This window comes from Paraburkholderia fynbosensis, assembly GCF_902859935.1.
Classification (GTDB): Bacteria; Pseudomonadota; Gammaproteobacteria; order Burkholderiales; family Burkholderiaceae; genus Paraburkholderia; species Paraburkholderia fynbosensis.
Map to the genome: position 1 here is coordinate 251,663 of NZ_CADIKI010000005.1, position 13,205 is coordinate 264,867.

The 13,205-nt window shown below is 63.1% G+C and carries 9 protein-coding genes; 3 read left to right on the forward strand and 6 right to left on the reverse strand.

Translation table 11 applies throughout. The features are described 5' to 3' along the window. Positions 1 to 2 precede the first annotated feature (2 nt). Positions 3 to 809, forward strand: coding sequence for a siderophore ferric iron reductase (locus HV770_RS10755; protein ID WP_175159360.1), 807 nt, complete (start codon positions 3 to 5; stop codon positions 807 to 809). Between the two features lie 53 nt (positions 810 to 862). Beyond that, positions 863 to 2,092, forward strand: coding sequence for an aromatic ring-hydroxylating oxygenase subunit alpha (locus HV770_RS10760; protein WP_175159361.1), 1,230 nt, complete (start codon positions 863 to 865; stop codon positions 2,090 to 2,092). A 183-nt stretch (positions 2,093 to 2,275) separates the two neighbouring features. On the opposite strand, the gene HV770_RS10765 is transcribed toward HV770_RS10760, so the two are convergent. Both HV770_RS10765 and HV770_RS10770 read right to left on the reverse strand, forming a co-directional pair. Then, positions 2,276 to 4,297 carry a TonB-dependent receptor gene (locus HV770_RS10765; RefSeq protein ID WP_425497393.1) on the reverse strand — a complete coding sequence of 674 codons (2,022 nt, stop codon included), beginning with the start codon at positions 4,295 to 4,297 and terminating at the stop codon, positions 2,276 to 2,278. A 430-nt stretch (positions 4,298 to 4,727) separates the two neighbouring features. Beyond that, entirely contained in the window at positions 4,728 to 5,600 is an 873-nt protein-coding gene (locus HV770_RS10770) for a LysR family transcriptional regulator (RefSeq protein WP_175159363.1), read from the reverse strand. A gap of 113 nt (positions 5,601 to 5,713) precedes the next feature. Between HV770_RS10770 and HV770_RS10775 the strand changes: the two genes are divergently transcribed. Next, positions 5,714 to 7,111, forward strand: coding sequence for an MFS transporter (locus HV770_RS10775; protein WP_246290830.1), 1,398 nt, complete (start codon positions 5,714 to 5,716; stop codon positions 7,109 to 7,111). A 215-nt stretch (positions 7,112 to 7,326) separates the two neighbouring features. On the opposite strand, the gene HV770_RS10780 is transcribed toward HV770_RS10775, so the two are convergent. From HV770_RS10780 to HV770_RS10795, 4 genes are all read right to left on the reverse strand, one after another. Then, positions 7,327 to 9,867, reverse strand: a complete 2,541-nt coding sequence (locus HV770_RS10780) for a branched-chain amino acid ABC transporter ATP-binding protein/permease (protein ID WP_175159365.1) — start codon at positions 9,865 to 9,867, stop codon at positions 7,327 to 7,329. Next, a complete protein-coding gene (locus tag HV770_RS10785; protein ID WP_175159366.1) occupies positions 9,864 to 10,733 on the reverse strand; it encodes a branched-chain amino acid ABC transporter permease in 870 nt (289 codons plus the stop codon). Before HV770_RS10785 ends, HV770_RS10780 begins: the two co-directional genes overlap by 4 nt. 33 nt (positions 10,734 to 10,766) lie before the next feature. Continuing rightward, positions 10,767 to 12,065 carry an ABC transporter substrate-binding protein gene (locus tag HV770_RS10790; RefSeq protein WP_175159367.1) on the reverse strand — a complete coding sequence of 433 codons (1,299 nt, stop codon included), beginning with the start codon at positions 12,063 to 12,065 and terminating at the stop codon, positions 10,767 to 10,769. Between the two features lie 161 nt (positions 12,066 to 12,226). Then, positions 12,227 to 13,123, reverse strand: coding sequence for an NAD-dependent epimerase/dehydratase family protein (locus HV770_RS10795; RefSeq protein WP_175159368.1), 897 nt, complete (start codon positions 13,121 to 13,123; stop codon positions 12,227 to 12,229). Positions 13,124 to 13,205: the final 82 nt, after the last annotated feature.

Here is a 13,205-nt window from a genome sequence, read left to right on the forward strand (position 1 = left end):
GCATGACGGCGAACCGCACACTGGAAGATTTCCTGCGGCTCGCCGCACGCGTAGTGCCTGGCCTGCGCGGAGTCGTCGCGGACTGCGCAAGCTCTTCGCCGCCCTGCAACGACGAATCCGCGCGTCGCGCAACGCACTTTCGCCCTGCCCGTTGCGACGGCAATCGTGTCGCGCTGGAAGCGCTGCTCAGTTTCTGGACCACGGGATATCCCGAAGCCGGACGTGCGTACTGGTCGTTGCGCTGCTGGGGCATTCTGATCTGGCAGCCGATTTACCTGAGCGTGGTCGGCGTCCACACAGCTCAGCGCGCGCTGTTGCTCGATCGCTTCGAGCAGCCCATCGAGAACGGCTGGACCCGCGAAGTGCGGTTGCCCGATCACGTGCCGGTGCAGGGCGATCCCGACGCCCTGATCGATCGCGCCGCGAGTGAGATTGCCGCCTGCTGCGCGCAGATTTTCGACGAACTGTCGAGCATCGCCCGGCTCAATGCTCACGCCGCGCGATGCATGCAGGCCGATTGCGTGCTGGCGGCGTTGCTCGCCTTGCGGCCCACGCATCCCGGCTGGAGCCACGCGCATATCGAAGCGCTCGGCGAACGTTGGCTCCGGGCGCTCGCACTCGCAGGCCGTGGCGGCTTTTTCGTTTTCGCACGCAGCGACGGCGCGAGCGCGCTCGCGCTCGATCGCCAGACCTGCTGCTACCACTATCGCCGACGCGATGGCGAACTTTGCAGCACATGCCCGCGACTGGAACAACGCGAGCGCATCGTGCGCCTGAATGCGGAACGGGATGCCATGCCGGCCGCGTGAACGTGAACGTGAACGCACGCGCACATGGCGTCTAACCGAAATGGAAACGACCGATGAACGACATCAGCAACATGACGCATCTTGTTCCGCCGTCCGATGCGGAAGACGCGCAGCTGCAACTGCCGGCAAGCGCCTATTTCGACGAAGCGCTGTTCGAGCGAGAAATGGCGCGCATCTTCACGAACGCCGCGCTGTACGTGGGCCACGAACAGTCAGTGCCCGCGCTGGGCGACTGGCGCCGTCTGCCGCAGGAGGAAGGCGGCCGCGTTCTTGTGCGTAACGCGAGCGGCGTGCAGTTGCTCTCCAACGTCTGCCGTCATCGCCAGGCGCTGATGCTGGGCGGAGAAACGGGGAACGTGGGCGGCGCCGCGCAATCGAGCGGCAATCTCGCCGCGACCGGCGGCAACATCGTTTGCCCGCTGCATCGCTGGACATATGACGGCAAGGGCGAACTGATCGGGGCGCCCGAGTTCGAACGCAAGCCTTGCCGCAATCTCGAACGCTTCGCGCTGAAGAATTGCCACGGACTCCTCTACGAAGGACCGCGTGAACCTGCGAGAGACATGGCCAATGCGTTTGCACGCCCCGAATTCGATTTTTCCGGCTATGTGTTCGACCATACCGAAACGCACATCTGTTATTACAACTGGAAGACCTTCATCGAGGTATATCTGGAGGACTATCACGTCGCTCCGTTTCATCCGGGACTGGGCAAATTCGTGACCTGCGACGACCTCGATTGGGAGTTTGCCGACACGTACAGCATGCAGCGGGTCGGCGTACATAACGCACTCGCGCAGCCGGGGTCGGATATCTATCGGGCGTGGCACGACCGGCTGCTCGACTACCGCGGCGGCGACGCGCCCTCGTTCGGCGCAATCTGGCTTGCGTATTTTCCGACTCAGATGATCGAGCTTTATCCGCATGTGCTCGTGGTGTCCACGCTCTATCCGAAAGGACCGCAGGAAACGCTGAACGTCGTCGAGTTTTTCTATCCGGAGGAAATCGCGGCGTTCGAGCGCGAATTCATCGAGGCGCAGCGCGCCGCGTATCTGGAAACAATGATCGAAGACGATGAAATCGCCGAACGCATGGATGCAGGGCGCCTGCGTCTGCACCGGCGTGGCGTGAGTGACGCGGGGCCGTATCAATCGCCGCTCGAAGATGGCATGCGCCACTTTCATGCGTGGTATCGGCGTGCGCTCGCCGCGCCTGCTGCGAGTTCGCTGAGCGGGGAGCATAACGTGTTTGAACTGCGCGTCGTCGAGGATTCAGTGTGCTGAGGGCCGCGAGCGTAGTGCACGTGACAGTGACTGCGTCGCCGATTTTGCCTACCGACGATCCGCCGGCAGCAACGGTCCAGTGCCGGATGGACGAGCGTGTCTTCGAGGCATGCGCTAACTGGCAAGAAAGCCGCCCAGGGCAGCGATCCTGTGTCGCCCATCGCGCATGCCTGCATGATCCGGCTAGAACGTAGTACGCATGCCGACCATCACGCTGCGGCCCCCCTCTGGCGCAATATCCCGGACCACCGAACTTGCATAGCGAATCTCCTGATTCGTGAGATTATCCCCGCGAACATACGCAAGCCAGTTCGTTGTGCCGACATGGAACTTGTACGTGAGAATCAGGCCCAGCCTCGTATAGCTCGAAGTCGGCAGATCGTTGTCGGGTACGCGATTCTGAGCCCACGCATGCTCCATCTCGGCACGCGCGCCGAACGGTCCGTAGCCATAGTCGACGGCGAGCGTCGCACGCAGCGGCGCAATCCGAGGCAGCGCCTCGCCGTTGTCGATGTCGCGAGCATGTGTGTAGTCGGCAACGAGTTCGACGTCCACCTGATGCGCGCCCTTCTCAAAGACGCGCCATCTGCCGTCGAGTTCGATGCCATAGAATTCCGCGCGCACGCCGCGATATACCGCCTCGTTCAACGCACCATCGGTACCGGGCGGCACGACTTCGTCGTCGTCGTTGACGAGACGCCCTGTGTTGAATTCGGTCAGATAGTTCTTGAAGCGGCTGTAGAACACGCCAACGCTACCCTTGTTCGGGCCGCTCGCAAAGCGCAATGACAGATCGGTCGACACGGACTTCTCTTTCTGTGCAGCTGGATTGCCGATCAGATACTGGCCCGTCGCATCGTGCGGCCCGTTTGCATAGAGTTCGTACAGCGCCGGCGCGCGTTCCGTATAGGCGGCATTGCCCGCCACCGACCACACTGGCGACAGTTTGTACAACGCTCCGAGCGACGCGCTGACCGCATTGAAGTCGCGGTCGGTCGCACTCGCGAACCTGTCGTTGCCGTTGGCCACGGGGTCCTGTTTTACATGCTCGTAGCGTGCGCCCGCGCTGAGTTTGAAGGCGTCGGTGACGTTCCACTCTTCCAGCCCGAACAGCGCCACGTTGGTGGTCTGCGTGGTTGGGACGAGTGCTTCGTCGCCTAGCGCTGAAAACGTGTTCTGGCTGATCTGCGCGCCAACGGCTCCCTCGAACGGGCCGATCTGTCGATGACGCGCTTCGATACGCGCTTCATAGCCATGGTTGCGAAAGGTCGTGCTGGTTTCGCCGTTGTCGATCTCCCTGTGTTCGTAATCCGTGTAGCCGAAATCGAACTTCAGTTGCGAGAATGGCCCGCTCAGATTGCGTAACTCCGAGGCGAATGCTACGTGGTCCTGATGCATGCGTAGCCGCACGTCGTCTTCTGCGACCGAGCCGTAGTTGCCGTCGTAGCCGTTGTACGACAGACCTGCATAGCCATCGGCCCAGGTATACGCACCGCCGACCGCGCCGCCGTGCCACCGGCCGTCGCTGTTTGGAATGCTGCCGTAGGCCTCGTTGGCATCCGGGCCGTCGAGCGCGCGCTGGCGATCGGAGTGCGCGAAACCAGGAATACGTTGCGTGCTGGTGTCCCGATCGAACGCGTCAACGTGAAACGCAAATCGCCCATTGCCTCCTTCGACGAGGGCCGCGCCGGCGCGCGCGTCGTTGGCCCCGCCGTAGCTCGCGTCGACTGCGCCCGTGACGCCCTTGATCGGCTCGCGCGGAATGCGGTTGTCGATCGTATTGACGACGCCACCGATGGCGTTGCCGCCATAGAGCAGCGCCGCAGGCCCTCGGACGATCTCGACGCGCTCGATCGTCAGGGGCTCCTGCGGTACCGCGTGGTCGTACGACAGCGACGATGCGTCCCACGCCGCCACCCCGTTCTGCAGAATGCGGATGCGATCCCCGTCCATGCCACGGATGATCGGCCGGCCCACCATCGGCCCATACGTCGTGGTGGACACGCCGGGCAGGCCATTGAGCGTTTCGCCGAGTGAATTGGTCTGTCTGAAGGTGAGAGCGTCGCCGTACAGCGCAGTGGCCGGCGCGATGAGGTTGGTCGAGCCCAGCGGGTTCGCGGTGACGAAGACGGGCGCAAGCGCGCCCCCGGGCAACGCATCCGGTGTCTCGTTCTCTTGCTGGGCTTGCGCGGAGAATGCGAGCAAGGCCAACGGAACCGGCGATAACCGGCCGGGCCACCGCGCGATGGAGCGTGTAGGTTGTCTGTTCACGATCTTTTTTCTAAGGGTTGACTTCGACACCGGCGGCGATGTCGAGTGCAACGCTATAACATTGCACGTCGCAGGCGCCGTATGGTCGACAAAATTCCTGACGGGTGCTTTCTCCCGCAGGCAACGGCGTCGTATGTTATAACATTACAATTCAGAAAGAAAGAGTCAGTCGCAAGTACCCGGCTGTTGTACCTTGTGCGCGCGGCGCGCTTTAACACGTGAGCGCAAGCGCGCATGCGCCCGCGCGTCTCTTCAGCGAGACCGGCTCGAGACTCGCCCTGTGACGTCAGCAGGCGTCGCCTTGTCGGGACTGTGCCGAAGCTGATGTTGGACGTACTCGTTGCGACGGTCAGACATCCGCCTTCTATCCGCCCGTCATGAAATCGGGATTTTCCGCGACGATTTTCAGCAGAAAGTCCATCACTGCCCGGACATGCGGCGAACGACGCAAATCCCGATGCACGGCCATCCAGATGTCTCGCGAAAACGATTCACCATCGTGCGGCAGGCGTTGCAGATTCGCACTCGTCTGCGCAAGGAAGCGAGGTAAGCCAGCTACACCCGCGCCTGCTTGAGTCGCCGCAAGATGGCCCGTGATATCGCTGATCTCGCAAGCTATCGGTCTGCCGTTTGCAACGCTCATCAACCACTTTTGCTGGGGCATTTCCGAGAAGCCGGCGTCGTAGACGATGAACTCCCAGGCAGAGGGATTATGCAGATGCGCATAGTCCCGGCTCGCGTACAGATCGAAAGGCATACGCCCTAGCTTGCGTATCACGCTGGTCGCTTCATCGGGACGAACCAGCCGCAAGGCGATGTCCGCCTCCCTCCGGCTGAGCGAAACCTGCCGTGCGTCGCCCGAAACGGACAACTGGACGCTGGGATGGGCGAGCCGGAAGGCCCGCAGATGCTTCACCAGAAAACTGGCCACGAGTACCGGCGGCGCGCTCAACGTGACCTTTCCACTCAGCGGGGAAAGGCTGGCATCGAGAAACCGCTCGATCGCGTAGGCGTTTTCCTCCATGCCTTGCGCCAGCTCGAAAACGCGCTGCCCGGCTGGTGTGAGCTTGCAGGCTCTGGGAAGCCGTTCGACCAGGCGAGTCTTGACCTCATCCTCCAGTGCGCTCAAGCGACGGCTCACAGTCGCGTGATCCACCTTCAGTTTGCGTGCGGCCCCTGACAACGTGCCAATGCGGGCGACCGCCAGGAAATGACGAATATTTTCCCAATCGAACATCTGTGCATTTTCTCAAGGATGGTGTGCAGTGATGTGGAATATTCGCACAAAGCTTATCTGCCTAACATCGATACTCGTTCAATCGATCGGGGCCGTTCCAGATGAGCATGTCCATGAGCCGCAATCAACGCGGCACACTCGCCGCCGCAGGGCTGGGTTTTGTCGTCGTCCTGCTGGATGTCAGCGTCGTCAACGTTGCGCTCGACGCCCTGCGAGGCCGCTTCGCGACAGACGTGACCGACCTGCAATGGGTCGTCAACGCATATACGTTGGCGTTCGCTTCGCTGCTTCTGACCACGGGCGTTCTTGGCGACCGCTTCGGCGCGAAGCGGGTCTTCACCGCAGGGTTCACCGTGTTTACGGCGGCCTCGATCATGTGCGGAATGGCCGGCTCCTTGCCGCTTCTGGTGATCGCGCGTGTCGTGCAAGGTATAGGCGCCGCGCTGCTCGTCCCCAATTCGCTGGCCATGCTGCGGCAGGCCTTCCCCGACGCGGAACAACGAAGCCGCGCGGTGGGATGGTGGGGTGCCGCAGGCGGGATTGCGCTGGCCGCGGGCCCCGTGATGGGCGGCCTGCTGGTCACTCATGTCGGCTGGCGCAGCATATTTCTGCTCAATCTGTCCATCGGCATCGTCGGTGCGGCCCTCACCCTGCGCCATGCGGCCGCCGCTGAGCCGGCGCCTGGCCGAAGCATCGATCTTCCCGGTCAACTGGCTGCGATCATGGCACTAAGCGCTTTGACCGTGTGCATCACGGAAGCGGCCCACTTCGGATTCGATCATCCACTGGTCTATGGCGCGCTGCTGCTTGCCGTGATCTTCATGCTGGCTTTTGTCTGGGTCGAGTGGCGCACGACGGAACCCATGTTCCCACTGGCGCTATTTCGAACCGCCACGTTTGCCACTGCGTCGGCCGCCGGCGTCATCGTCAACTTTGCGTACTACGGTTTGATCTTCGTTTTCAGCCTCTTCTTTCAGATCGAGCAGCATTTGTCCGCCCAGCAGACGGGACTCGCATTTTTACCCATGACCGTTGTGCTGATGGCGGTGAACATTCTGGCGGCGCGCCTGCTCAACCGGGTCGGCGCAAAGAAACTGATGATCGCCGGCATGGTGATCGCCGCGTCGGGTTACCTGCTTCTCCTGCCAGTCAGTCTGAATGGCTCGTACCGGCTGCTGATCGTGCCAATGCTCATTGCTGCAAGCGGTATTGCACTCATGGTGCCGACCATGACAAACCTCACGTTGTCTTCCGTGGAGGCGTCCCGGTCCGGCATCGCATCGGGCATGTTGAACGCCGCGAGGCAGGTAGGCGGCATGCTCGGGGTGGCGGTCTTCGGGTTTTTCGTGCGCGATTCCCGCCCTGATGCGTTCATGCAGGGTATGCATCTTTCCTTGATGACCGCCGCGGCGCTGCTGCTGCTGTCTGGCAGTGTGATGTGTCTGTACGGAATTCGATTGCCGCGCGCCGTACGCGTCGAGACCGCGTGCGACGCCCTGGCCTCGGATTGATAAGACAGCGCAACGTTCGCCGACAACGTCATTTGCAATGCAGGATTCGCGACAACGTCAACGACGCCGAAGCACCGGTGGCACGAGACGGCTCCGGGGTCACGAAACTCACCGACCTCGAGCGGCGTGGGAGCGCGGCGACATCGACGCGACTCGGTGCCATGACGCGGGAAGGCCTGGCAGCGGGCGCAATGACACCGCGCGTCCGTTTTCGATCACGCCGTCCTGACCTCCGGAGCAGATGCCGCGTCGTCATGCATGACACCGAGCAGCCGCGCCTGCGTGAACTCGTCACGCTCCAGCGCTTCGGCGGTGTTCTGATACGCCACGCGTCCGTTGACGAGCACATACACGCGGTCCGCGATCGGCAGCACCATATCCGCCTGATGCTCGACGATGATCACACTCGCGCGCTCGCGCAAGCGCACCACCGCATCGAGCACTTCCTGCACGACGGCCGGCGCGAGGCCTTCGAACGGTTCGTCGAGCAGGATCGCCTTTGCCGGCGCCATCAATGCGCGGGCAATCGCCACCATCTGCCGCTCGCCGCCCGAGAGATTCTCGGCGCGCGTGTCCTTGCGGTTAGCCAGACGCGGGAAGAGCGCATAGATTTCTTCGACGCTCGCGCCGCCTTTGCGCGCCGCGAGGCGCAGGTTTTCATAAACCGTCAGGTTTGGGAAAAGCCGCCGGCCCTCCGGCACCATCGCGAGACCGAGCCGGTTGATCACATGGCTCGGCTCGTGGGTGATGTCGCGTCCGTCGAACGTGATCGTGCCGGCATTGATCTGCACGACCCCGGTGGCCGCGCGCAGCGTAGTGGTCTTGCCCACGCCGTTACGGCCGAGAATCGCCACCACCTCGCCTTCATTGAGCGTGAGGTCGAGACCGTCGAGAATCGTGTTGCCGCCGTAACCGGCCTTCAGATTCCTGATGCTCAGCAGCGGCTTCGTCGCCGCTGCGCGTGCGACGCGCGTGTTCACGCGCTCGGCGATCGGCAGCGTCAGCTTCGAGCGGCCCATGTACGCTTCGATGACTTCCGGATGCGCCGCCACGTCCGCGGGCGCACCATCGGCAATCAGATGTCCGCGGTGCAAAACGCTGATGCGATCGGAAATGGCGAGCACGCGATCGATATCATGTTCGATCAGCACTACCGCATGATGATTCGCGAGTTCGCGCACGATCTTCGCAACGATCTCGCGATCCGCTTCGGCCAGCCCCGCGAGCGGTTCGTCCAGCAACAGGATCTTCGCCTGAGTCGCCAGCGAAATGGCGATTTCAAGCAGACGCTGCTCGCCGTGCGACAGGTTCTCGCACGCCGCAGCAGCCTTGTCGGCAAGGCCGACCGCCGCCAGCAGCGACCACGTGCGGGCATTCTGTTGCGCGCAGCCATGCGCATCGCGCCACATGCCGAGACGGTTCCGTTCAGCCGCCTGCACGGCCACGCGTACGTTCTCGAATACCGTGAGATGAGAAAACACGCTCAGAATCTGGAACGAGCGACTCATGCCGAGACGTACGCGCTTGAACATCGCCATGCGCGTCACATCCTGACCATCAAACACTATGCGTCCTGCCGTCGGTTGCAGCACACCGGTCAGCATGTTGAAGAAAGTCGTCTTACCCGCGCCGTTCGGGCCGATAAAGCTGTGCAACCGATACGGAAACACATCGAGATCGATCTTGTCGGCGGTGACCAGCGAGCCGAACTGCTTCGACAAACTACGCACCGACAGGATCGGCTTGTCTGGATCGGCATCGATACGTGCGCTTTTATATGGCTCGATGACAGCAGGGCGTGCCGGAATCGTGTCACGCACGAGCGTCCAGCGCGGTCTCTTCAGTACGCGCTGCACCAGCCCCTGAATCCCTTCGGGCGAGAAGAATGCAAAGGCAATGATGATCGGCGCGAACAGCAGCCACCAATGCTCCGTCAGACCACTCAGTTTGTCTTCGAGCAGAATGAAGGCAATCGCGCCCCACAGGGGCCCGAGGAACTGATGCACGCCGCCGAGCACGGTCATCAGCAGACTGTCGCCCGCGTGTTCCCAGCTCAGGTTGTTCGCGTACGCGCCTTGCAGCATCAGACAGAGCAAGCCGCCCGCATAACCGATGATCGCCGCGGACACCACGAAAGAAAACAGCTTCAGGCGATACGTGTCATAGCCGAGGCTCGACGCGCGCTGTTCGTTGTCGCGCAGTGCCTGCAACGCGCGGCCGAACGGCGAGTGCACGAGGCGCCACAAGATCCACGCGGCCGCCACCACCGTCACGCAGGCAAACACGTGGAACGCCGCAAAGGTCGCGAACATCGGACGCGGCACATCCTGCAGGCCGTTCTCGCCGCCGGTCACGTCGGTCCATTTGAAGGCGATCTCAAAGGCAATCTGCGAGCACGCCAGCGTCAGCAGCGAGAAGTAAAGTCCGCGCCGCTTCAGCACCACCGCGCCGATCAGCAGCGCCATCCCCGCCGAAAGCGCGACGCTCAACGCGAGAGCGAGCGCCTCGTTATGCACGTAGCGCTGCAGCGACACGGCGACCAGATACGTCGACGTCCCGAAGAACACCGACGCGCCGAACGGCACGAGCCCGGTATAGGCGACGAGCAGATTCACGCCCATGCCGTACAGCGCATAGATCGCCACCTGCGTCGCACGTTCGAGCGGCGTGCCGGTCAGCGCGAGCAACGCCGAAACGACAACGAGGCAGACGGCGAGCAGCGCGACCGGATGCCGTGAGACGAGTTTCAGATTCATTCGAAGCGCTCCCAACGTTCACCGAACAGCCCACGCGGACGCACGAGCAGCACGAGGGCCATCAGCACGTACATCGCGACGGCCGAAGCCTCGGGGAAGAACTGCACCGCCAGCGCGGTGACGACACCCACCAGCAGACCCGCGACCACGGCGCCCGCGAACGAGCCGAGCCCGCCGATCGTGACGATCACGAAGGCCGGCATCACGGCGGCCGTCGCCATGCTCGGCGTGACAGTCAGCAGCGGCGCGGCGAGCAGACCCGCCACACCGGCCAGCAACGCGCCGAGTCCGAATGCGCCGGTCAGTACGCGCGGCAGATTGATGCCGAGCAAGCCGACCATTTCCGGGTCGCGGCTGCCGGCGCGCAGGATGCGTCCGTACGGCGTGAACTTGAGAAACCACCAGAGCGCGAGCAGGATCAAGACCGTCGTGACGAGCACGAACAGGCGGTATTTCGTGAGCAGCAACGGCCCATATACGATGAAACCCGACAGCGCCGCCGGCGGACTGAACGGCAAGCCGCCCGCGCCCCACACGAGCCGGATCAGCGCGGTCAACAGCAGCGACAGCGCGAACGTGACGATCAACCCCAGCAGTGGCTCCTTGCCATAGAGCCGGCGAATGAACACGACCTCGATCAGCATGCCGACCGCTGCAACCAGCACAGGGGCGAGCACGACCGCCCACCAGCCGAAATGCGTCGATAACGCGATCGCAAAGTACGCGCCGAGCGCGAACAGCGCCCCGTGCGCGAAGTTGACGATACCCAGCAGCCCGCAGATGATCGACAGCCCGATTGCGAGCAAAACGTAAAGGAATCCCTGCACCAGACCATTGGCGATCTGGGACAAGACAATTTCTGCCATGTCCGTACTCCCGGTAGCAGCGTGCTTGAAGGATCAGATCTGGCGCGGCGGCATCGTGCAGCCGACTTCCTGTCGCGAGCCGTAAAGCTTGTCGACATCGGCGGCGTTCTGCGGCACGACCGACACCTGGTCGAGCCAGTCCCATTTGTCGGTGACGTGGTCCTTCACCTTGAACACGCTCCAGCGACGCACCATCTGGTGGTCCCATGCGCGGTAGTAAGCGGGCACGGCGCCGTCGTCGAGCTTGACGGTTTCGAGGCTCGACGCGATGTCCGCGCCGCTCGTGCTCTTCGCCTGCTTGATGCCTTCGAGCAGGCCCCGCGTCGAGAACCAGCCGAGCCATGCCTTGTCGGCGGGCGGCTTGCCGTACTTCGCCGTATAGCTCTTGATGAAGGCCAGTTCCGCCGGCGTGTGACCGGGCGAGCTGAAATGCCACGGCTTACCGTAGTAACCGGTCGCGGCATCGGGACTGATCGCCCACAGGTCCGAGTCGCCGATGATCGGGCAGGCCACCGGAATCGTCCCTCTCATGCCCATCTCGGCGTACTGCTTGAGGAACGTGGACAGGTCGCCGCCGGGCAGACCGAGCACCACGACGTCCGGCTTGGTTTGCCTGATCTTGAGGATGAAGGAGCTGAAATCGGTGGTGTTCAACGGCGTGACGTCCGCGCCCGTCATCGTGCCGCCGGCCTGCTTGAGCAGTTCCGACATCGAACGCTGAATGTCCTGGCCATACGCGTAGTTCGCGACGAGGAAGTGCCAGCGCTTGCCCTTCGCGAGAAGCGACGGCGCGAGCGCGCGGCACGTCACCGGCGTCGGCGCAAGCGTGCGGAACGTGTACGGGTTGCAACTGCTGCCGGTGAGTTCGCGGGCAGCCGCATTCGGCGAGATGTACGGCACCTTCGCGCGACTGGCGACGGAGGCCATCGCGAGCGACGTGCCGCTATTGGTGCCGCCGATCACCGCGACCACTTTGTCTTCGTCGACGAGCTTCTGCATGTTCTGCTGCGCCGATTGCGGGTTCGGCTCGTCGTACCAGATCAGATCGACACGCCGGCCGCGCACCTGATTACCGGCATCGGCCAGCGCCAGCTTCACGCCGTTCGCGATCATCTCGCCCTGCTCGGTCCACACGCCCTGCTTAGCGATCACGAGGCCGAGCTTCAGCGGCTGGTCGCCCTGCGCGCGCACGAAAGCCGGTGCGGCCATCATCGCCGCGCCGCTCGCGAGCGTCTTGCCGGCCGCGGCCAGCCAGTCGCGCCGCGTCATTGCTCCCGGCGTCTCGCTTGCGTTGCCGCGCTCTTTCTTGTCGCCACCGTGGTTCTCGCTCATCTGTCTCCTCCTGTTTGCCCATCCATGACGGCAGCGAGATCTGTCGCCGCCGATGCCGATTTTTATGAATACTAGTTTTATATGGAATATGATTCAACAATATTCAACCCTTACAGGGTTTTCGTGAATACAGAGGTTCCGGGGAACGAGCGGCGCGGGCGCTACCGGCGCTCGCGGTAGAACGCCAAGGTCTGGCGCAAGCCGTCTTCCAGCGACGTGGCCGGCAAACCCGGCAGCAACCTGTCGAGCGCCGGGTCGTGCGCAAAGTCGGTGGCGATCGGCAATGACGCGCCGGCGGCGCCGAGACGCGCGCCAGGTGCGAGCGCGCACAGCCTCTCGATCACGCTATCGACCGAGACGATCTCGCCTGCCAGCGTGAACACATGCGCTCCCTGCGCCGGCGCAAAAAGCGCGGCCTCGTAGGCGGCGGCGACATCGTCGGCGAATACGAGGCCGGTCGAGCCCGTGAACGGGATCGTGTACGCGTCGCCGCGCGCCGCCGCGCGGCACGCGAGACTCGGCCCCGCGCTGGAGCCGGTCTCGCGCCCCGCGCCATACACCACGAGCGGGCGAAAGCCGATGCTCGCAATACCGCAGTCATTCCAATACGCTCGCGCCGATCCCTCGCAGGCGAGCTTGAATGCGCCGTAGTGCGTTTGCGGATGCGGCCGCGCGCCGTCGTCCGGACCGAAGACCCCCGCGCTGCTCGCATACAGCACGCTGCGCAGACCGGCCTCACGCGCGGCATCGAATACGTTCAGCGTGCCGATCAGATTGATTTGCGCACCGCGCACCGGATCGCTCGCGCAACTCGGCGTCAACACGCCTGCGAGATGAATCACGCCGTCGCAATCTTGCAGCGCACGCCTCACGTCGCTCGCCACGGCAATGTCGCCCGTCGCCCATTCGACTTCAGCCGCCCTCTGCGGCGTGAGTTCGCCCAACAGGCGCGGGTCGCAACGCCTGTCGAACGCACGCAAGCTGACATTGCGCGCCAATAGACGCCGCATGATCCATGCGGCAAGAAAGCCGCTTCCGCCCGTCACCAGAACCCGCATCGTTTGCTCCTCCAATGTGCGTGAAAACTTTGATTTTTAAGTTTTTGTGGAATACTATTCCAATAATAAAATTTGTTCTACA